Raw genomic sequence first — 21,836 nt, forward strand, 5'->3', positions numbered from 1 at the left:
CTGATTTATATATGGCTCATCCTGATACTGCACCTATGATTGTTTTATTTCATCAGGCAAATTGGAGCAGGGGTGAGTATATTGAAATTGCGCCTGAATTAAATGCCTTAGGTTATAACTGCCTGGCTGTTGATTTGAGATCTGGAGGCGCAGTTAATAATGTTACTAACCTCACGCGAATTAATGCATCAAAGGCAATGAAATCTACCCAATATGCTGATGCTTTACCAGATATGCGAGCAGCAATCAAATACGCAAAGAATAACTTGACAACGGATAAGGTAATAATTTGGGGTAGTTCTTATTCATCTGCACTAGCTCTGAAATTAGCTGGAAGCATGGTAGGTATAGATGCTGTTTTGGCATTTTCACCTGCCGAGTATTTTGTTAATCAAGGCAAGCCAAGAGATTATATAACTTCTGATGCTACCAATATTGAAGTGCCGGTATTTATAGCATCTGCCAGATCAGAAAAAGGAAGTTGGTGGGGAATATATGTAGCCATTAATGAAGATAGAAAATCGCATTTTATACCAGAAACTCCTGGTAACCATGGTTCTAAGGCATTATGGTCTAAATTTACTGATTCTAAAGATTATTGGAGTGCGGTTAAATCATTTCTAGCCTCCATTTAATTTAATTATTCTTTACCTTTGCTCTTCAAAGCTGTATCCAGGTGGTGCAGCTTAATTTTTTATAGTAAAAACATCATGAAGAGATTATTAGTGGTAGCACTATTGATGAGTGCGATGGGTTGTAAAAATGAAAACTCCAATGAAGGTGATATACACTTCAGTCAGGGCAATTACGAGAAAGCCATAGAGTCATACACCATCTACCTAAATACAGAACCCAGGGATATAAAGACGATCTATAACAGAGGAAGAGCTTATGAAGAACTTGGTAAATTCGAACTGGCTTTAAAAGATTTTAGAAGGGTAATTAAAGAAGATCCATTAAATGTGAATGCACATTTAAGCATTACATCAGATTATTATTACAGGTTAAATGATTATGAAAACACCATCTTTTATGCCGAAAAGGTTTTAAAACTTGACGAAACAAATGCAACTGCCTTTACACTAATGGGCAAGGCACATCAAAAGTTAGGAAACGTTCAGGATGCATTATCGGCATATAATTCAGCAATTAGTGTAGATAAGGAGTACCCAGAAGCATATCTTTCCAGAGGATCACTAAGAATTTATGGGAAGCAATATTCACGGGCATGTGCTGATTTTAGAATGGCTAAAACGCTTGGTGTAGAAAAAGCGGATGAGTTAATTAAAAAGTACTGTAGGTAAAAATTTCGTTCGCACTAAAAAGGCCATCCACTTACTAATGGATGGCCTTTTTTATTGTTAAATTTTATTAATTTTTAAACTGATCTGCTACAATTAAATCTTTAGTGCCATGTCCCCAAGAGTAGAAACCATTACCAGATTTTACGCCTTTATGTCCGGCCTCTACCATATTTACCAACAGCGGGCATGGTGCATATTTGGGGTTTCCAAAACCTTCGTAAAGTACGTTGAGAATTGAAAGGCAAACATCCAGACCAATAAAATCTGCTAATTGCAAAGGACCCATTGGATGCGCCATGCCTAATTTCATGACGGTATCTATTTCTTCAACACCAGCCACACTTTCGTAAAGAGAATAGATGGCCTCATTAATCATAGGCATCAAAATACGATTCGCAATAAAGCCGGGGTAGTCGTTTACCTCCACAGGTACTTTACCTAAGTCTTTAGACAAAGACATTATTTGCTCCGTAACCTCGTCACTGGTATTATAGCCTCTTATTACCTCTACAAGTTTCATCACAGGCACAGGATTCATAAAGTGCATGCCAATTACCTTATCTGCCCTGTTAGTAACAGCTGCAATTTTAGTAATGGAAATAGAAGATGTGTTAGTCGCAAGTATTGTTCTAGCATCACATGCTCCGTCAAGATCCTTGAAAATCTTAAGTTTTAGATCAATATTTTCAGTGGCAGCTTCAACAACAAGGTCACAACCTTTAACACCTACCTTTGTATCTGTATGAGTTGTAATATTGTCTAATGTAGTTTTCTTCTCTGCCTCTGTAATTTTTTCTTTAGCAATTTGTCTGTCAAGGTTTTTAGATATGGTGGCAATTGCTTTTTCTAATGCCGATGCGGATATATCAATTAACGAAACATGATAACCAGTTTGGGCAAAAACATGTGCGATACCATTTCCCATTGTTCCCGAACCAATTACTGCAATATTTTTCATAGATAGTAGATTTAATTTAAGCTTTGAGGGAGGCAAATATATAAAAAAATGCAGCGTATAGATATCAATTGTTGGTAAATTGCCACCATGACTATTGGCGAATATTACGAGCTGGAAATCCTACGGCAAGTAGATTTTGGCATGTATTTAAAATCTGATTTAGGTGATGTTTTATTGCCTGTAAAGTATATACCCGAGGGTTATAAAGTAGGTGACTCTATACGGGTTTTTTTGCATCGAGATTCTGAAGATCGGTTATTGGCCACGACCCTCGAACCCTACGGAAAACTAAATGACTTTGTGGCATTACAGGTTAGGGATATAGCACCGCATGGTGCGTTTATGGATTGGGGTCTTGAGAAAGATTTATTTGTTCCAGTAAAGGAACAACCCAGAAGGTATCAGGTTGGAGATATCGAAGTTGTGAAAATCTGCCTTGATCATAAAACGGACAGACTTTTAGGTGTAGGAAAACTAAATGTGTTTTTAGATAAAGATGCAAGCGAATTAAGTGAAGGGGAGGAAGTTGATATTTTGGTATTCGATGAATCTGATTTAGGTTATCAGAGTGTAGTTAATCAACGTTATTCTGGCTTGCTCTACAAAAACGAATTATTTCAACCAGTGCGAGTGGGTGATGAATTGAAAGGCTTTGTTTCAAAAATACGGGAAGATGGCAAACTTGACTTAAGATTAAATAAAGTAGGTGTAGAAGCGATAGATGAAAACGCAAAGCGTTTGATTGAAGCTTTGGAAAAGAATGATGGAGAATTGGCATTGCACGATAAATCCTCTCCCGAAGAGATACAGCGAGAACTAAAAATGAGCAAAAAAGCTTTTAAGAAAGCCCTCGGTGGGCTTTATAAAAACAAGAGGGTTGAATTACTTGATTCGGGAATAAAGCTATTAAACTAATCTCGTCTTAAATGAGGTGGAACCTTAAAGCTATTATTACTATTAACTTCTAACCTTAATATATCAGTTGGTTTCTGACAAAAAACTGCCTTATTATGGTAAATGGCAATGGGTGCTTTTAGAAGCTCTGGGGTGTGGGCAAGTACATCCAACAGGCCTGTCATTGTATAATGATTATCTGCAATTTTTTCTTTGAACAACTGACTACCTTTATCCATTATTTCTTCAGGATGAAGCTTAAGCATATTCACAATTTCTTTCCAAAGGGTAGTTGTAAGTTTTACATTTCTCAAATCTACTTCGTTTACATTGTTGGAAACAGATTTGGCATATGCACGTGTTTGCTTACCGGTTGTTGAACTTGGATCATAATAAACCAATAATAACTCATTTGGATGAAATTGGATACTACTCATTCTTTTCAGTTTAATTTGAATCAATAAGTTAGAAAAAAAAACTGAAATAAGAAATTGATTATTCCTGATACACGATGATTTCTTTGGCTAAACCTGTAGCATTAAATCGGACACTAAGATATTGCCTGGGGATAACATCATCATTCTCCGGGCAGTTCGTTGGGGTGATGTTATAAATAAAAAACTTCTGATTCCTTTTATATAGTTCATTTTGATCTGGCTTTCCTAATACAGAAATAATTTCATCCTGATTTAGGCCCTTAATTAAGTCTTTGTCCATCTCAATAGCTTTAAGCTGATTAAACCTGATGCCTTTGCATCCGTTCAAGTCACTTTGCCATAACACTTCATCTACATTTGGTAGATCTGGCACATTATTGCAGGAAAATAATAGGGCAAGTAGTAAAAGAGTTATGTATTTCATTTGGCTAGTTCTGCTGATTTACTTCTGGAAGGCAAAACTACTATGGAAAGAATTAAATATACCACGCTCGCTAAATATAACCAGCTCATAGAATACATAAAAGCAATGAATACGCCAATAACTAGAAAAACTATAAGCCTTGAAAACTCCATTGGATAGCCCCAGCTTTTGTTATCTAATAAAGCACCTGCACTAACCACAGTTACCATTATTGATAAAACTGCACCTATTTGATAGACAACGTCCAGCTTGGAATAATTAAATAAAAAAAGTGCTGTAATACCTAGAGCTATAATATACTGAAATAACACATAGGCATTTAACCTTGTTGGTGTTTGTGTATGATATTTCGTATACGTAGCCTTATCCACTTCTTGAGGCGCTTGATAACCACCTAATTCTTCGGGCAGCCAACCTGGCTTATTAAACAAAAATTTTAATTTATTATTAATCCCCTTTATCTGAGGCCATTGCTTCACCATTTGTGCATAGTGGTCAAGGTTAACCCATACTGGATTCCAACTGTTTATTGGTTTCGTTATACCATAAGTTGGCTTTTCTTCTTCTTTTTGAAAGGTTCCAAACATCTTATCCCAAATTATAAATACACCTGCATGGTTTTTATCAATATACTTTGGGTCTCTACCATGATGTACGCGATGGTGGGATGGAGTATTGAAAACCAATTCAAACCAGCCCATTTTATTAATAGTTTCAGTGTGTATCCAAAACTGGTAAACAGTTACTAGGGCTGAGACAAACACAAAATCAACAGGCTTAAAACCGATGATGGCAAGTGGGAAGTAGAAGAAGAATGTCCACAATATTTGAAATGAACCTTGACGCAGTGCAACAGAAAAGTTATAATCTTCACTTTGATGATGCACCACATGACCACCCCAAAAAAGGTTAATTTCATGACTCATACGGTGAGCCCAATAATAGAAAAAGTCAGCGCCTATAAATAAGACTATAAACCAATACCAGGTTGATGGTATTTCAAAAATGTGAAAGTAGTGGTAAACTAGGGCATAGGCACCAACACCCAATACCTTAAGAAATATTCCTGAAAGCTGTTGTGTAATACCACAGGATATGTTGGTCACAGCATCATTAAGCCTGTAAAGCTTCTTTTTTGTAACCCACTGGATAATAAGCTCAATTCCAATTAAAAGAAAATAGATAGGTATAGAAAGAATGATAGGGTTAATATTCATGGTAATTAAGCTGCATGCATAATATTGTAAATTTAAAGAATTTCAGCAAACATCTGTTAATTCTGTTTTTAGTAAACCATGATAGTACTATTTTCGCAGTCAATTAATTATTTACTATGAACAGACTCATCAAAGCCCTTTGGTTTACCACACTTCTAGCCGTATCTGCATTTTTACTATTTGTTTATGCGGGCTTTAGAGAAGACCAATTAATATTTATTAATAACACTTTCGAAGGGTTGGATCGGGAGACCTTCTTTTTCCTGGCTTTAACGTTAATAACCGTTTCAAATTTTACTTTTTATATTCTGTCCTGGCGTCTAAGAAAGCAAGACAATAAAATGACTGAATTTATTAAAGGCTGGCTAATGGGCATGGCTGCTGCACTAAATTTTTTCTTAATTGTAGTACTGTCATTCTTACAAATATTTAATGGCGGAGAAAACTTCAATTACCAAAGTATAGGGTATTTGATATTTGTTTCTTTAGGAGCTGTGATAATTAGTGTGCTGTCGCTACCCGTTTTTCTGGTAAAAGAAAAAATATCCTCTTAAACCTTTATTTTATTCCTATGCTTTTAACTATCTAACTTTCTGTAAGTTAAGTGGATGGTTTTCATTTTTTAATCGTAAGGCCTTGAAAATCAATATAGTTAAGGCGCTTGAATTAGTGTAATTTTTGGTGTTTATTCGCTCGTTGAGCAGGTATTTTAGATAAAATTTTATGGCAGTTGATCATGTAGCATATACCGAGGACAGTATTAAATCCCTTGATTGGAAAGAGCATATTCGTTTAAGACCAGGGATGTATATTGGTAAACTGGGCGATGGTTCAGCACAGGACGATGGTATTTACGTGCTGGTGAAAGAAGTAATTGACAATTGTATTGATGAGCACATGATGGGCTATGGTAAAACCATCGATGTGAAAATTACAGATCATAGAGTTGAGGTTAGAGACTATGGCAGAGGGATTCCGCTAGGAAAAGTGGTTGATTGTGTTTCGAAAATCAACACTGGAGGTAAGTATGACTCAGGAGCTTTTCAGAAATCGGTTGGACTAAATGGAGTAGGTACCAAAGCGGTTAATGCACTTTCTAATTATTTCAAGGTGCAATCGTTTAGAGATGGCGAAACCAAAGTAGCAGAGTTTGAACGCGGAAATGTAAAGAATGACGCCAAAGTAGTGAAGTCCAGCGGCCGCAATGGTACGCTTATCTGCTTTGAGCCGGATGATACAGTATTCAAAAATTTCAACTTCATTCCAGATTATCTGAATGACCTGATCTGGAACTATGTTTTTCTTAATTCTGGACTTACAATCAATTTTAATGGCCAGAAATTTCACTCTGAAAATGGCTTAAAAGATTTACTAGAGCGTAAGACAGATGTTGAAACACTTCGTTATCCTATTGTTCATTTGAAAGGTGAAGATATTGAGGTTGCTCTTTCGCATTGTAACCAGTATGGTGAAGAATACTATTCATTTGTTAATGGGCAATATACAACGCAAGGTGGTACACATTTGGCAGCCTTTAGAGAAGCGCTCGTTAAAACGATTAGAGACTTCTACAAAAAGGATTTTGATGCCACCGATGTAAGAGCTTCAATAGTTGGCGCTATAGCGGTTAGGGTTCAAGAACCGGTTTTTGAATCGCAAACAAAAACAAAATTAGGTTCTCAAAATGTTGGACCAGATGGCCCGACAATGCGAACCTTTATTAACGACTTCTTAAAAACGGAGCTGGATAATTTCCTTCATCGTAATAGTGAAGTGGCGGATGCCTTGCTAAAGCGTATCATCCAGTCAGAAAGGGAGCGTAAAGAAATTGCAGGTATAAAAAAGTTGGCAAATGAAAGGGCCAAAAAAGCCAATTTACACAATAAAAAGCTCAGGGATTGCCGCATCCACTATGATGATAAAAAAGGGGATAGGGTTGATGAAACGATGATTTTTATCACCGAGGGAGATTCTGCCAGTGGATCAATAACGAAATCGAGAGATGTGCAAACACAGGCAGTGTTTAGTTTGAGAGGAAAGCCTTTGAACTGTTTTAATCTTACGAAAAAGGTGGTGTATGAAAATGAAGAGTTCAACCTACTTCAACATGCATTAAATATAGAGGATGGTATTGAAGGGTTGAGGTACAGAAAAATTGTGATAGCCACAGATGCCGATGTAGACGGTATGCATATTAGATTGCTATTGCTTACATTCTTTCTACAGTTTTTCCCTGATTTGGTGAAACAAGGTCATGTTTACATACTGGATACACCTTTGTTTAGAGTAAGAAATAAGAAAGAAACTATTTACTGTTACTCAGATGAAGAGCGCAAAGCGGCAATAGCTAAACTTGGCAATAAACCGGAAATAACCCGTTTTAAAGGGCTTGGAGAAATATCACCCGAAGAATTTGGAAACTTTATAGGTGAAGACATTCGTCTGGATCCGATCATCTTAAACAAAGACACCTCGATAAAGCAATTACTCGAATTTTATATGGGTAAAAATACACCTGACAGGCAGGAGTTTATCGTTGGTAATTTGAAGGTTGAAAAAGATATTGTTGGAGCAGAAGTAGCATAAATCATAATTAATGGCTGAAGAAAAAGAGCCTCAAGGCGAGGCACATGAGAATTATGACAACGAAGATGTAATCCATGATGTAATACCAGTTTCTGGAATGTACCAAAACTGGTTTTTGGAATATGCATCGTATGTAATTTTAGAAAGAGCAGTACCTGCTATTGAAGACGGATTTAAACCCGTTCAGCGTAGAATCATGCATGCTCTTAAAGAGATGGATGATGGTAGGTACAACAAGGTTGCCAATGTCATTGGTCAGACCATGCAGTATCACCCTCATGGTGATGCATCTATTGCTGATGCAATGGTTAATATAGGCCAAAAGGATTTATTGATAGACACCCAAGGTAATTGGGGAGATATTAGGACAGGTGACAGTGCTGCTGCCCCTCGATACATAGAAGCCAGGCCATCAAAGTTTGCGTTAGATGTACTATACAACCCACAAACTACAGACTGGCAGCTTTCTTATGATGGAAGAAAGAAGGAGCCTGTAACGCTTCCAGTTAAGTTTCCATTGTTGCTTGCACAAGGAGTTGAGGGTATAGCAGTAGGTTTATCCACTAAAATTCTTCCGCACAATTTCTGCGAACTAATAAAAGCCTCAATCGATCTTTTGAAAGGCAAAAAAGTTAAAGTATACCCAGATTTTGCCACCGGAGGGATGGCTGATTTTTCTGAATACAATCAAGGATTAAGAGGTGGAAAGATTAAGGTAAGGGCCAAAATAGAAGAGCAAGATAAGAAGTCATTAATAATCAAAGACATTCCTTTTGGAACCACCACTACAGGCTTGATTGAATCCATCATTAAAGCGAATGATAAGGGTAAAATTAAGATTAAAAAGGTTGTTGATAATACCGCTAAAGATGTTGAGATTATTGTTGATTTAGCTCCAGGACAATCGCCTGATATAACTATTGATGCACTGTATGCTTTTACGGATTGTGAGGTTTCTATCTCTCCGAATGCCTGTGTAATCATTGATGAGAAGCCTCTCTTTATTCCAGTAAATGAAATTCTCAAGTTAAATACGGATCAAACGGTCAGTCTTCTTACACAAGAATTAGAGATTAGGAAAGCTGAGTTAATGGAGAAGATTTTATTTTCTTCATTAGAGCGAATATTCATAGAAAATAGAATCTACAGGGACATTGAAGAGTGCGAAACCTGGGAAGCAGTAATAGAAACAATCGATAAGGGTCTAGATCCTTATAAAGAACAATTCTATAGAGAAATAACAGAGGAAGATATTGTTAAGCTTACAGAGATAAAAATTAAGCGTATCTCTAAGTTTGACTCATTCAAAGCAGATGAGTTACTAAAAAAATTAGAGGAAGAATTAAAACAAACGGAGCATCATTTAGCGCATATTACAGATTACGCTATTGACTATTACTCAAATTTATTGGAGAAATATGGCAAAGGTAGAGAGCGTAAAACTGAAATCAAGTCATTTGATTCGATAGATACAACCATTGTTGCTGCCAATAACCAGAAACTGTATGTGAACAGGCAAGATGGCATGGTGGGCTATGGCCTGAAGAAAGATGAGTTTGTTTGCGAATGCTCAGACCTGGATGATATCATTGCCATTAGACGAGATGGTAAGTTAGTGGTTTCAAGAATTTCAGATAAAACCTTCATGGGTAAAGATATTATGCATGTGGGAGTTTGGAATAAAGGGGATGATCGGATGACATATAATATGGTTTACCTCGATGGCAAAACAGGTAGGTCTATGGTGAAAAGGTTTCAGGTTACTGCCATTACGCGTGACAAGGAATATGATTTAACCAAAGGTGCCAAAGGCTCTAAAACTTTATACTTAACAGCCAACCCTAATGGTGAAGCAGAAGTGGTAACCGTTAAACTAACTTCGGGCAGTAAAGCTAGAATTAAGGTGTTTGATTTTGATTTTTCAACCATTGATATCAAAGGAAGAGGAGCTGGCGGAAATATTCTGACTAAATATCCCGTAAGGAAAATAGAGTTAAAAACAGAAGGAGTCTCTACTTTGAGTGGCTTGGATATCTGGTATGATGAAAATGTTGGCCGACTTAATAAAGATGAGCGAGGTATTCACATCGGCAAATTTAATGGTGATGACCATATTCTTGTGATTTATAATGATGGGACTTACGAATTGACATCCTATGAATTAACTAACAGGTACGAACCTAACAAAGTGGTGCATATTGCCAGGTTTGATCCAAAAAAGCCTGTTTCAGCGGTACATTATGAAGGTGAGAGTAAAAACTATTTAGTAAAACGATTTTTAGTTGAAACCACAACCACAGAAAAGAAATTCTTATTTATAAGCGAATCGGCTGGTTCTAAGTTAATACTGGCTACAACGGATTCCAACCCCATGATTGAAGTCGAGTATGTGAAAGGTAAATCTAAAGATAAAATTAAAGAAGAATTAAACCTTAATGACCTGATTGATGTAAAAGGCTGGAAGGCCCTGGGTAACAGGCTCCATCAGCATAATGTTAAAAAGGTTAAATTGCTCGAATCAGCCAAGTCAGAACAGGTAGAAGAAAAACATAAGGCAGTTAACGCAGAAGATAAGCCAAAAGTAGAAGTAAAGCCTGAAATGAAAGCGGATATTAAAACTGAGAATGATAAGTCTTCCAAAGGCCCGTCTGGTTATAATGTTGGAGATACAATTGAGCTTGACTTCTAATTTATTAATTATTCTATGAAAAAATTGCTTTAAGATGGGTTTATCTAAAAGCTATTAATTTACTTTACCCTTTAATTCAAAATGTAACGATCCGGTGAAGTTAGACAGGGTTATTTTTCTTTCCATTTTCTTTCTTGTTTCATGGTCTGCAACTGCGCAAAAAACAGTTGTTTCAGGTCGTGTTACGGATGCCTCTACAGGAGATCCAATCCCATTTGCTAATGTTATTTTCAAGGATCAGACAACCGGAACAACCACCGATTTTGAAGGCTACTATAAGGTTGAAATAGGACTATGGGTCGACTCTGTTCTTTGCTCTTATATTGGTTACAAGCCGAAGGTTAAGCCTATTAATAACGGTCAGACACAAGTGGTTAACTTTCAACTTCAGGAAGATGTGGCCACTTTGCAGGAGGTGGTATTTATTGCTGGAGAAAACCCCGCCTTTCCCATACTTAGAAACGTTATCGCCAATAAACCAATAAATGATAAGAAAACGTTGGAGGCTTATCAATACGAAACATATTCTAAAGTTGAGATTGATGTGGACAACATTACAGATCGGTTCAAGAAAAAGAAATTTGTTAAGAAGATTACACAGGTAATGGATAGTGTAGAGCAAATTGCAGGTGAAGATGGTAAGCCTATCTTACCCGTTTTTATCTCTGAGACTATATCAAAATTCTATTTCAGAAATAATCCAGAACTGAAGCATGAAGAAATCCTTAAATCAAAAATTACTGGTGTTGGGGTAGAAGATGGTTCTTTGATTTCACAGTTTATAGGATCCTCTTTTCAGGAATATAATTTCTATCAGAATTGGCTAAATATTGTCAGCAAAGATTTTATTTCTCCAATTGCTGACGGCTGGAAACTTTATTATGATTATGACTTGCTAGACAGTGCAATGGTTGGTAATGACTATTGCTATAGGCTTGATTTTTATCCAAAAAGAGAGCAAGACCTTGCATTTTTTGGTACAATGTGGATTACAAAGAACGAGTATGCATTGAAGCAGATTGATGCCACAGTAACTAAAGCAGCTAACCTAAATTATATTGAAAAGATTAAAATACAGCAGGAATTAGTAAAAACCGATGCTGGTGCCTGGATACCTACTAAGAATAGAATATTACTGGATATTGGAGAGATTACTGAAAATATGGCGGGTGTTTTGGCGAAGTTTTATACTTCAAACCAAGACATTGAAGTGAATAAGCCTTATGAGAATAAATTTTATGAGAAGCCAATTGTAGTTGCTGAAGATTTTAGAATTGGCAATACAGATGAATTTTGGGAAAATAAACGCCACGAGCCATTAAGTCCAACAGAAATGAGTGTTTACCGTATGATAGACACGCTAAAAAATATTCCTATTGTAAAGACTTATACAGAACTCATAAATATTGCCATTAACGGATATAAAAAAGTAGGCAAATTTGATGTAGGGCCTTATTTATCTATATACGCTAATAATAGGATTGAAGGAAATCGTTTTCAACTTGGGTTAAGAACTAATTCAGATTTTAGTAACCGTTGGATATTGGGGGGTTATTTAGCTTATGGAACAAGGGATGATGAATTTAAATACAATGGCTTTGTTAAGCGGATACTTTCACGGGATAGATGGACAACCATCCAGGCGCAATACACCCACGATATAGACCAGGTAGGGCTAGCAGCTGAAGACCTGATAGGCTATTCTGTATTTTTAACTGCAACTAAGTTTGGAAATTTGGTTAGGCCTTATTATTACGATCAATTCAAGTTTATTGCCCAACGAGAGTTATTTAAGGGATATAATCAAAAAATCACGTTCAATTACAGAACTTTCGACCCCCTATATAGTTTCGCTTATCGGACAGAGCCAGAAAGTATGGACTCGCCTTTGGAGCGTGAAATCCAAACCGCAGAAGTAACCATAGAATCCAGGTTTGCCAAAGATGAATTATTTATTCAAAATGAAAATGACAGAATTAGCCTTGGGGCTAACAAATGGCCAATTTTTACTTTGAAGTACACACGAGGTATTGCAGGCATTGCAGGTAGCGATTTCTCCTATAATCGTATGGGCATTAATATTCGAAAAGATTTGCGATTAGGCTTATTTGGAACCTCAAACTTTGATGTTTCAGCCGAACACATATTTGAAACGTTGCCTTATCCATTATTAAAAGCGCATATTGGAAATGAGTCTACCTTCTTTTCTCAGGCGGCTTTTAACCTAATGAACTTCTCAGAGTTTGCCAGTTCTTCCTATGCCTCGCTGCGATATAATCATTATTTCGAGGGATTTATCCTTAATAGGATTCCTCTTATGAAGAAGCTTAAATGGAGGCTTGTAGCCACAGCAAATGTACTGTACGGTTATCTCGATACTGAGAATCTGAACTTGCTGCCGGAGTTTGATGAAAATGGTGTAGAGATCGAGCAAATTGGCCGTCTCACTGATGATCCTTACATAGAACTTGGCTATGGAGTAGAAAACATTTTTAAGGTATTAAGAGTTGATTTTTTACATCGTTTAACGTATTTAGACAATCCAGACGCTTCAAAATTTGCCGTTAAATTTAGTTTCCAATTCATTCTATAGCTTGAAGTATTTCATTCTTATATCACTGTTGCTTTTAGGCGCTTGTAAGCGCCATTCGAAGCATAGCATGGTAGCTATGGATGGCCACTCAAGTGAAAAAGAGGCTTTAGTATATTTAAATGAGATCATTGAATCGGGTAGTGCCAATCAGTTAACTTATTTTAAAAGGGCAGAAGTTAATTATAAGCTTCATAATTATTCACGTGCATTAATTGATGTTCAAAAGTCCTTAGAACTAGACCCAACATATCAAGAGTCTTATTTACTTCAAAGTCAGATTCTATACAATAAAGGTGAAGTTCAGCAAAGTATCAATTCAGCCCTCCAGGCAGAACAGCGAGGCTTACGAAATTATGAGTTGTATAGGCTTCTGGCCATAAATTACCTAAAACTTGACCAGGCTGATGATGCAGAAAAAGCCATACAACGGTTGCTTGATTTTAATTATTCAGCTGAAAACCTATCGCTCAAAGGAGATATTTATTTGAGTTTGAAAGATACTGTTACCGCTATTTCAAGTTATACGAAAGCTATTGAGGTTGCACCCGAACTATCCAGACCATATAAATCGCTTTATCACATTTATATGAAAAAGAATGTTGGTTTGGCAGAAAAGTATATTTCTCAATATCTAGAATTAAATGAAGATAATCAGGATTTCTTATTAATTCAGGCCGATATTTATGCCACTAGAAATTCCTACGATAGTGCTATTTCGATATACAAACGCTTAGTGGAGCAAGTAGATACCTCCAAGGTATTAATGAATAACTTGGCCCTTTATTATTATCAGTTAGGCAAATACGATTCGGCCTTGGTACTGGCAAAAAAATCATTACTGAGCGATAGCGTTACCAATCGTGACGCGAAACTTTTAGTTGCAAGGTCGTTTGATAATTTAAGAGAATACAACGAATCTAAGGTGTATTATGAGGCTTTAGTTAAATATGATTCTACTGATGTAATTGCTTTGAATGAACTGGATAAGTTGAATAGAAAAATTGCATATTTGTGGCGATTACGGCAACAGGAAAGAAATTTTGATAGTATAAGAACAAGTACTCCACCTGTGGTTGAACGTAAAGATGTGAATCAGTAAAATGAGTGGAATGATTAAAATCACCCTACCGGACGGGACAATAAAGGAGTTTAATAAGGGCATTACCAGTCACGATGTGGCCATGAGCATAAGTGAAGGCCTTGCAAGAAATGTATTATCTGCTAAAGTGAATGGTGAAGTTTGGGATTCGTCCAGACCCATTAATGAAGATGCAACGGTACAATTGTTAACATGGAACGACAACGAAGGAAAATCTACCTTCTGGCATTCTTCAGCTCACGTTTTGGCAGAAGCCTTAGAAGAATTATACCCAGGAGTAAAGTTTGGTATCGGACCGCCCATTGAAAATGGCTTTTATTACGATGTTGACTTAGGGGATATTGATTTTGGAGATGAAGAATTAGCAGCCGTTGAAAAAAAGATGACTGAGCTGGCTCGCAATAAAAATGAGTTTGCCAGAAGTGAGGTTTCCAAAAAAGATGCACTCAAGTATTTCAAAGAAAAAGACGATGAGTATAAAATTGAACTCATCAATGATTTAGAGGACGGTACTATTACATTTTACCAGCAAGGTAACTTTATAGATTTATGTAGAGGACCTCATATACCGCATACAGGGCTAATTAAGGCTATTAAACTGATGAGTGTTGCTGGTGCATACTGGAGAGGTGATGAAAAAAGGAAGCAGTTAACCCGTATCTATGGCATTACATTTCCAAAGCAAAAGGAGCTATCAGAATATTTAGAAAGGCTGGAAGAAGCAAAAAAGAGGGATCATAGAAAATTAGGCAAAGAACTTGAGCTCTTTACTTTTTCTGAGAAAGTGGGAATGGGCTTACCATTATGGTTACCTAAAGGAACCATACTCCGCGAAAGACTAGAGAACTTCATGCGTAAGGCTCAGGTGAAAGCTGGTTATGATCCTGTTGTAACCCCACATATAGGTTCTAAGCAGTTATATATAACATCCGGGCATTACGAAAAATATGGTGCCGATTCATTTCAGCCGATTAAAACTCCAAATGAAGATGAGGAATTTTTGCTTAAGCCAATGAATTGCCCGCATCATTGCGAAATCTACAATTCAAAACCAAGATCTTATAAAGACCTTCCGGTGAGGCTTGCTGAGTTCGGCACGGTATACCGTTACGAGCAAAGCGGTGAACTGCACGGCCTAACGAGGGTGAGGGGCTTTACTCAAGATGATGCACATATCTTTTGCCGACCAGATCAGGTAAAAGATGAGTTTGTAAAGGTAATAGACCTAGTGCTATATACTTTTAAGGCGTTAGGGTTCGAGAATTATACGGCTCAGGTTTCATTGCGAGATAAAAGTAATAAAGCAAAATACATTGGTGACGATGAATTGTGGGATAGGGCAGAACGTGAAATTCAGGAAGCCGCAGACGAACGAGGCCTCATTACCGTATCAGTTGAGGGCGAAGCCGCATTTTACGGCCCAAAGCTGGACTTCATGGTGAAAGATGCCTTGGGTAGAAGTTGGCAATTAGGCACTATACAAGTTGACTATACACTACCTGAACGCTTTGAACTGGAGTACACTGGTTCTGATAATCAAAAGCATAGACCAGTAATGATTCACAGGGCTCCATTTGGTTCCATGGAAAGGTTTGTAGCGGTGCTCATTGAACATTGTGCAGGAAACTTTCCGCTATGGTTAGCGCCTGATCAAATAGCGATACTTCCAATTTCTGAAAAATATCATTCGTATGCAGAAGTATTAAAAACCCTATTAAATGAAAAAGACATCAGAGGATTTTTAGATAGCAGGGATGAGAAGATTGGAAGAAAAATTCGTGATGCTGAGGTGAAGAAAGTGCCTTATATGCTTATAGTGGGCGAAAAGGAAGAGGCCAATCGGCAAATTTCAGTACGGAAGCATGGCGAGGGGGATTTAGGAAGTATGAGTATTGAAGATTTCATTGGACATTTTGAGAAAAAAGTCTCAATATAAAGGATAAATCAACTGTTGATCAATTTTAAAAAGATTTTATACTTTTTGATTAACGAAAATATATGTTGATATTTGCAAACTGTTTTTTCAAGGTAAACTAAAGGAGGTAACAATTAGTAAACAAAGATTTCAGAGAAGAGGGCCTCGAGGGAGAGTAGAAGAGCCCTACAGAGTAAATGAACTTATAACTGCTCGTAATGTGAGGGTTGTTGGTGAGAATGTCAAAGTTGATGTATATCCGATAAGTAAGGCTCTGGAACTGGCTAAAGAACAGAATCTAGACTTAGTGGAAATATCACCTAAGGCTGATCCTCCAGTTTGTAAAATCATTGATTACTCGAAGTTCAAATACGAACAGAAGAAAAAACAGAAGGAAATTAAGGCGAAAGCTCAGAAAACGGTGATTAAAGAGATCCGTTTTGGGCCTAATACCGAGGAGCATGATTTCAATTTTAAATTGAATCACGCGATAAACTTTCTAAAAGAAGGTTCTAAGGTAAAGGCTTACGTTCACTTTGTTGGAAGAACGATAGTATTTAAAGAGCGTGGTGAAATTTTATTATTAAAGTTTGCCCAGGCCCTTGAAGACTATGGAAAGGTAGAACAGCTACCTAAGTTGGAAGGTAAACGAATGATTATGTTCGTAGCGCCTAAACCGGCTAAAAAGAAATAAGAATACAGATCGATAATAATTATATAAAATGCCAAAAGTTAAAACTAAGTCAGGAGCGAAGAAGAGATTCAAGCTTACAGGTAGTGGCAAATTAAAGCGTAAACACGCTTTTAAAAGCCACATCTTGACTAAAAAGGAAACGAAGCAAAAAAGAAATCTGACTCATATGACATTGGTTCATAAGTCGGATGAAAAGAGTATTAAAGAACAATTAAACATCTAGTTTATTTTTTCAACTACTCAGGTTTTAAATTTTAACCCGACTATAAGGCACCAGCAAAGACTTTATTGAATTAGAGCGCCAATAGTCAAAAACAATTAAAGAAATGCCAAGATCAGTTAATCACGTAGCATCAAAAGCTAGAAGAAAAAAAATCCTAAAGGCCGCTAAAGGTTATTGGGGAAGAAGAAGTAATGTATGGACAGTTGCTAAAAACGCTGTCGAAAAAGGTTGGACTTACGCTTACCGCGATAGAAAAGCTAAGAAAAGGGATTTTAGAAAATTATGGATTCAGCGTATTAATGCCGGAGCCAGAATGCACGGAATGTCTTATTCTCAATTAATGGGTAATTTAAAGAAAGCCAATATCGATCTTAACAGAAAAGTATTAGCAGACTTAGCAATGAATCATCCAGAGGCTTTCGAAGCAATTGTAAAGAAAGTAAGCAAATAAACGTTTAACCACGATCTGTATTATTAAGCCTATCTCATTGAGATAGGCTTTTTTATTTAATGGACATGGCTATATCTTTTTATGATTTAAACTGTTATAGAACAAAATCCGAACCTTATTAGAATAACGTATATAACCATATGAATAATACACGACTTCTTTCTTCCACTAAAGCGCCTATATTCAATTTAACGGATGTTTTTGGAAGACAAATTAATCTGGAAGATTATAAAGGTAAAAAGACCTTAATAGGCTTTTACCGGCATGCTGGTTGCCCTTTTTGTAATATGCGAGTGCATGCGCTAACAAAATTGTATTCAAAAAACGAGTTGAATAATATGGAAATGATATTCTTTTTCGAATCAAAGAAAGAGATTATTTTAAGAAGTACCTTCCACAAAGAAGTTTCACCTGTACCTATTATATCAGACCCTGAAAATGTTTGGTACCAGGCCTATGGAATCGAAAAGTCAGGCTATAAATCGGCAGTTAGTCATATAACATCATTTGTGCAAACAGCAATAAAAGCAGGTAAAACAGGTGTGCCAATGCACTTGATGGCGGGTGATGAATCTATTAAAACGATGCCAGCAGAGTTTTTACTAGATGAAGATTTAATTATTCGAAAACTGCATTACTCTGAGCGCCTGAATAGTAGAATGTTGGTAAATGAGATTGTTGATTTTGCGAACGGAATATCTAATGATTTAATAGTGTAGGTAGTATAATTCCGTTAGTTTAGAATTTGATCACAAACGCCAATAAGAATTGCCACAAATAAGTATTGAAAATAAAGCACCTATTTATGAGGCGTTTAATGGTAGCTCTAAATTGCTGGTGTCATTTGGCGGGATTAGACAAGGCTTGGGTATACCAGTTTTTGAGTTCTTCAATTCATTAAGCACTGTAGATTGCGATAAGCTATTTATACGTGATTTTAATCAAGCCTGGTACCATCAAGGCGTGGATTCCAGATATTCTTCTATTGATGCTCTTAAGGATTACTTAGCTCAGCTGATTAAAGAGAATGAATACGCACGGGTATGCTTTATTGGTAATTCTATGGGTGGTTATGCGGCCATTTTATTAGGGGCAATGCTCAACGTAAATGTGGTTCTTGCCTTTGCGCCTCAAACATTCATAAATAAGTTGAAAAGACTACTTCATTGGGATCACAGATGGCCAAGAGAGATGAAAGGGCTACATTTTGACAAAAATAAAAACCCTGAATTATTTGACCTTAAAAAGGTATTGAAAAGTATTGATTTTAAAACAGAGATAAAAGTTTACTATTCAAATCAATACAGATTAGACAAAGTACATGCGAAACAACTAAAAAACTTTAAACAAGTTGAGCTAATAGGAATGCAGGAGGGGGACCACGAAATTGTAAGGGTCTTAAGAGATAGTGGGAAACTACTTTCTATTATAAGCTCCAGCTTACAATCTAATTAGTTAGTTCTTGACGTTTTTTTACTTGAAGATCGATAGAGGTTGTTAATTCAGATGGAGCTGACCCTCTGTAGCTACCCTGAACAGGTAATGTATTGGTTGGGTGATAGCTTGCTGCAATGGGAATATAGAATTCGGTAATAAATAAACCTGATGATGGGTCTACTCCAATCCATCCTGCCCCATGCACCCATACTTCCACCCATGCGTGTAATTCGTGGCCTGTTAATTCAGGATTATAGCTGTAGCCACTTACAAATCGTGCTGGATAGCCAACATGTCTAAGCATTTGAATCATCATCCATGCCAAATCTCTGCAAGAAGCAGCTTTAAAATCAAAGCACTTGTTAGGATCAAGCAATTCTGTATCATAGCTTGTTGTATGATCCCATTTATCATGTATTGATTGACATAAACTTCCTATAAACGAAATAGGATCATTATTTTCAATCGTTTTGAGCCATTCGACTGATTCCTTCTTTAGTGATAATTGATCCTTTAAATAGAGATCTACGGCCTTATTCATTTCTGTTTTTGGTGCTTCTTCTACTAAGAAATCAAATTGATTTAATTGATCCAGTTCTAATTCTATCTCAACATTAATTTCCAAATGATCAGTTAATTCATTAAACCAACATTGGTTATAAGGGTTACCTTCAATATCAATTCTTATCGCGTTTCCAGTAGGCTTTGGATTGACTTCTAATTTAAAGTCAATAATATTTAGATAACCTCTACTAAGAGGAGTAAAATAAAGGTGTTGAGGTTCTGGAAAAATAGGAGTAGGGTACTGATAATTTGTATGATGTTTAATTTTAAGTATCATCGGTTATCCCTTCTAATTTTTTAAAACTTAAAGCATTATTCAAGGTGTTTGCAGGCAATTTATTGATTGCGTCCTTCAATTTTGAATTCCAAAAATCAGCGATATGACCTAAGTCTTTCTCTTGAAAGCGGTGTTCAATCATTCTGAATTCATCCTTTTTTAATACTACCGTGTCAATGGGGTAATCTACATCATTGGCCGAAATTCTCGTAGCATCAAATGATAGAAAGCCACTTTTAAGGCCAAATTCAAGACTAGAATCATACGTTAGTGAACGTTTTAATATGGGTGTTCCAAACCCAGAGTTACCAATGATAACAAAAGGGGTACCTTCACCAATTTCAATCCAATTTCCTTGAGGGTAAAGTAGATATAGTTTTGGATATTCATCTTCCTCTAGTTGGCCGCCAACAATAGCCTGAAGGTTAAAACTCATTCCTGAATCTTTAAGATGAGCACCATCTTCATCTGCAACACGCTTTACTTGTTCTCCAAATTTATTAACTGCCTTATACAGCTTATTAAAATTTTTATCCTGATCGTCAATTACTTCGCTAAAATAGGTAATAGCCTTATCCCTTACGGATCTCAGCCCAGAAGTCATTATAAAATACGAATGCTTCTCTCTTTGGACAGTAAAAATTTTCTTAGAAACAGTGGTGTCACTACCCGATGTAATTCTAGTATCTGCTAAACCAACTATACCTTCTTTGCTGAAAATACCTAAACAATATGTCATTCTTGGATTTGAATTTCTTCTGTAAAATTAGGTCTTATTTTAAAATATTGATCATAGATTAGATCAGAGATGTTGTTTAATTTTAGTTGTATATTATCCAGATATTCGTGTAATCCATCATTAAAAATATCATTTACATCTGCGAATTCTAAATCTGATCTCATGTTTCCAATGGCCTTTTCGGCCATATTTGAATAACCCTGTTTGGAGCCAGAAATTTCATGTAAACAGTCTTCGATATTTTGAAGACAAAAAAGAACTGATCTAGGGAAGAAACGGTTTAAAACGAGATAATCAACGATGGATTCAGGTTTAATTATACCATATATTCTTCTATAAGCATTAAAACCACTCACTGATTTTAGTAATGCTACCCAATGGAGAAAATCTAAAGGTGAACCTACATCGTCAAGTGAAGGCAAAAGAAAGTGATATTTTACATCTAAAATTCTAGATGTTTTATCTGCGCGCTCCAAAAACTGCCCTAGTTTGGAGAAGTACCAACCTTGAGTTCTGGGCACATTATCGTAGGCGATTCCATTGAGCAACTGTATCTGACTTTTGATATATTTGAAGCAATCTTTAGGGTCTTCTTTTTTCCAAATCTTCTTGTCTTTAGCTTCTTCTACGTAATAATGTAGGTCATTTAAAACCTCCCAGGTTTCTTTAGGAATACTTTCCCTCACTATTCGTGCATTTTCACGAGCGAATTTTACAGAGTTATAAATAGAGTTAAGGTTTCTTTCATCAAATCCTAAAAAAAGAATTGCATTTGCACGGGTTATTTCCTCACCGAATAATTCTATGTATTGCTCCTTACCTCCTGTGGCTTGAAGTAATGGATCCCATTGTTCCTCAATACCTGGTGGCAAATCCAATGATAGATTGAAATTTACGTCAATAAAACGGGCGTAATTTTCAGCTCGTTCCGTATATCTTCCTAACCAAAATAATGAATCAGCAACTCTGCTTAACATATAATTTATTTAAATTCTAATCAAATAACACCCATGTGTCTTTACTTCCTCCTCCTTGAGAAGAATTAACAACCAGTGAGTCTTTTACCATAGCAACCCGTGTTAATGCACCCGGAATTATGTCAATTGATTTACCGTAAAGTGCATAGGGGCGAAGATCCACGTGACGAGGGGCAAAGCCTTCATCGCTCATGGTAGGCACTGTTGACAATGATAAAGTTGGCTGCGCTATATAATTTCTTGGATTCGCCTTTAATAACCCTTTAAATTTCTCATGTTCCTCTTTTGTAGCCTTAGGCCCAATTAACATTCCATAACCACCTGCTGCATTCGTTTCTTTCACCACCAAATCAGCTAT

22 protein-coding genes are annotated in these 21,836 nt (G+C 36.5%); 14 read left to right on the forward strand and 8 right to left on the reverse strand.

Features of this window, described 5'->3' with window-relative positions; genetic code table 11:
* Together RLO81_RS05510 and RLO81_RS05515 are read left to right on the forward strand one after the other, a co-directional pair.
* A partial coding sequence (locus tag RLO81_RS05510) for a dienelactone hydrolase family protein (RefSeq protein WP_350108386.1) occupies positions 1-635 on the forward strand: 635 nt, incomplete at its 5' end.
* Between the two features lie 75 nt (positions 636-710).
* On the forward strand, positions 711-1,304 hold the full coding sequence (locus RLO81_RS05515; protein WP_350108389.1) for a tetratricopeptide repeat protein: 594 nt from the start codon (positions 711-713) through the stop codon (positions 1,302-1,304).
* Positions 1,305-1,371: 67 nt separating this feature from the next.
* Here the strand turns inward: RLO81_RS05515 and RLO81_RS05520 are convergent, their stop codons facing one another.
* Complete coding sequence (locus RLO81_RS05520) at positions 1,372-2,262, reverse strand: 3-hydroxybutyryl-CoA dehydrogenase (RefSeq protein WP_350108392.1); 891 nt, start codon at positions 2,260-2,262, stop codon at positions 1,372-1,374.
* An 87-nt stretch (positions 2,263-2,349) separates the two neighbouring features.
* Here RLO81_RS05520 and RLO81_RS05525 point away from each other — a divergent pair, with 87 nt between their 5' ends.
* A complete protein-coding gene (locus RLO81_RS05525; protein ID WP_350108395.1) occupies positions 2,350-3,177 on the forward strand; it encodes a CvfB family protein in 828 nt (275 codons plus the stop codon).
* Here RLO81_RS05525 and RLO81_RS05530 read toward each other — a convergent pair.
* From RLO81_RS05530 to RLO81_RS05540, 3 genes are read right to left on the reverse strand one after another with little or no spacing between them, the layout of a single operon-like run.
* A complete protein-coding gene (locus tag RLO81_RS05530) occupies positions 3,174-3,593 on the reverse strand; it encodes an arsenate reductase family protein (protein ID WP_350108398.1) in 420 nt (139 codons plus the stop codon). The two genes, RLO81_RS05525 and RLO81_RS05530, sit on opposite strands and share 4 nt — an antisense overlap.
* Before the next feature lie 58 nt (positions 3,594-3,651).
* Positions 3,652-4,017, reverse strand: a complete 366-nt coding sequence (locus RLO81_RS05535; protein ID WP_350108401.1) for a hypothetical protein — start codon at positions 4,015-4,017, stop codon at positions 3,652-3,654.
* A complete protein-coding gene (locus RLO81_RS05540; protein ID WP_350108404.1) occupies positions 4,014-5,234 on the reverse strand; it encodes a sterol desaturase family protein in 1,221 nt (406 codons plus the stop codon). Before RLO81_RS05540 ends, RLO81_RS05535 begins: the two co-directional genes overlap by 4 nt.
* 116 nt (positions 5,235-5,350) lie before the next feature.
* Here RLO81_RS05540 and RLO81_RS05545 point away from each other — a divergent pair, with 116 nt between their 5' ends.
* The 11 genes from RLO81_RS05545 to RLO81_RS05595 all read left to right on the forward strand — a co-directional run bounded on the left by RLO81_RS05545 (position 5,351) and on the right by RLO81_RS05595 (position 18,939).
* A complete protein-coding gene (locus RLO81_RS05545) occupies positions 5,351-5,788 on the forward strand; it encodes a hypothetical protein (RefSeq protein ID WP_350108407.1) in 438 nt (145 codons plus the stop codon).
* A 169-nt stretch (positions 5,789-5,957) separates the two neighbouring features.
* Positions 5,958-7,820 (forward strand): DNA topoisomerase IV subunit B, encoded by a 1,863-nt coding sequence (locus tag RLO81_RS05550; protein WP_350108410.1) that lies wholly within the window; start codon positions 5,958-5,960, stop codon positions 7,818-7,820.
* 10 nt (positions 7,821-7,830) lie between these two features.
* A complete protein-coding gene (locus RLO81_RS05555; protein WP_350108413.1) occupies positions 7,831-10,509 on the forward strand; it encodes a DNA gyrase/topoisomerase IV subunit A in 2,679 nt (892 codons plus the stop codon).
* A 94-nt stretch (positions 10,510-10,603) separates the two neighbouring features.
* Positions 10,604-13,102: a DUF5686 and carboxypeptidase-like regulatory domain-containing protein gene (locus RLO81_RS05560; RefSeq protein WP_350108416.1), complete on the forward strand. Its 2,499-nt coding sequence runs from the start codon at positions 10,604-10,606 to the stop codon at positions 13,100-13,102.
* Between the two features lies 1 nt (position 13,103).
* Complete coding sequence (locus RLO81_RS05565; RefSeq protein WP_350108419.1) at positions 13,104-14,201, forward strand: tetratricopeptide repeat protein; 1,098 nt, start codon at positions 13,104-13,106, stop codon at positions 14,199-14,201.
* Positions 14,202-14,211: 10 nt separating this feature from the next.
* Positions 14,212-16,137 carry a threonine--tRNA ligase gene (gene thrS, locus RLO81_RS05570; RefSeq protein WP_350108422.1) on the forward strand — a complete coding sequence of 642 codons (1,926 nt, stop codon included), beginning with the start codon at positions 14,212-14,214 and terminating at the stop codon, positions 16,135-16,137.
* 112 nt (positions 16,138-16,249) lie between these two features.
* Entirely contained in the window at positions 16,250-16,810 is a 561-nt protein-coding gene (gene infC / locus RLO81_RS05575; RefSeq protein WP_350108449.1) for a translation initiation factor IF-3, read from the forward strand.
* Positions 16,811-16,838: 28 nt separating this feature from the next.
* Positions 16,839-17,033 carry a 50S ribosomal protein L35 gene (gene rpmI / locus RLO81_RS05580; protein WP_350108425.1) on the forward strand — a complete coding sequence of 65 codons (195 nt, stop codon included), beginning with the start codon at positions 16,839-16,841 and terminating at the stop codon, positions 17,031-17,033.
* A gap of 103 nt (positions 17,034-17,136) precedes the next feature.
* On the forward strand, positions 17,137-17,484 hold the full coding sequence (gene rplT, locus RLO81_RS05585; protein WP_350108428.1) for a 50S ribosomal protein L20: 348 nt from the start codon (positions 17,137-17,139) through the stop codon (positions 17,482-17,484).
* 140 nt (positions 17,485-17,624) lie between these two features.
* Complete coding sequence (locus RLO81_RS05590; RefSeq protein WP_350108431.1) at positions 17,625-18,203, forward strand: redoxin domain-containing protein; 579 nt, start codon at positions 17,625-17,627, stop codon at positions 18,201-18,203.
* Positions 18,204-18,252: 49 nt separating this feature from the next.
* Positions 18,253-18,939 carry an alpha/beta hydrolase gene (locus tag RLO81_RS05595; protein WP_350108434.1) on the forward strand — a complete coding sequence of 229 codons (687 nt, stop codon included), beginning with the start codon at positions 18,253-18,255 and terminating at the stop codon, positions 18,937-18,939.
* Here RLO81_RS05595 and RLO81_RS05600 read toward each other — a convergent pair.
* The 4 genes from RLO81_RS05600 to RLO81_RS05615 form a co-directional block, all read right to left on the reverse strand.
* Complete coding sequence (locus RLO81_RS05600) at positions 18,932-19,762, reverse strand: transglutaminase family protein (protein WP_350108437.1); 831 nt, start codon at positions 19,760-19,762, stop codon at positions 18,932-18,934. The genes RLO81_RS05595 and RLO81_RS05600 overlap by 8 nt on opposite strands.
* The gene (locus RLO81_RS05605; RefSeq protein WP_350108440.1) at positions 19,752-20,501 is read right to left on the reverse strand and encodes a proteasome-type protease; all 750 of its coding nucleotides are present in this window, start codon (positions 20,499-20,501) and stop codon (positions 19,752-19,754) included. Before RLO81_RS05605 ends, RLO81_RS05600 begins: the two co-directional genes overlap by 11 nt.
* Positions 20,498-21,478, reverse strand: a complete 981-nt coding sequence (locus RLO81_RS05610; RefSeq protein WP_350108443.1) for an alpha-E domain-containing protein — start codon at positions 21,476-21,478, stop codon at positions 20,498-20,500. Before RLO81_RS05610 ends, RLO81_RS05605 begins: the two co-directional genes overlap by 4 nt.
* Positions 21,479-21,494: 16 nt before the next feature.
* Positions 21,495-21,836: circularly permuted type 2 ATP-grasp protein (locus RLO81_RS05615; protein WP_350108446.1), on the reverse strand; the 342-nt coding region annotated here is incomplete at its 5' end.

Source organism: Fulvivirga sp. (assembly GCF_040220315.1).
Taxonomy (GTDB): domain Bacteria; phylum Bacteroidota; class Bacteroidia; order Cytophagales; family Cyclobacteriaceae; genus Fulvivirga.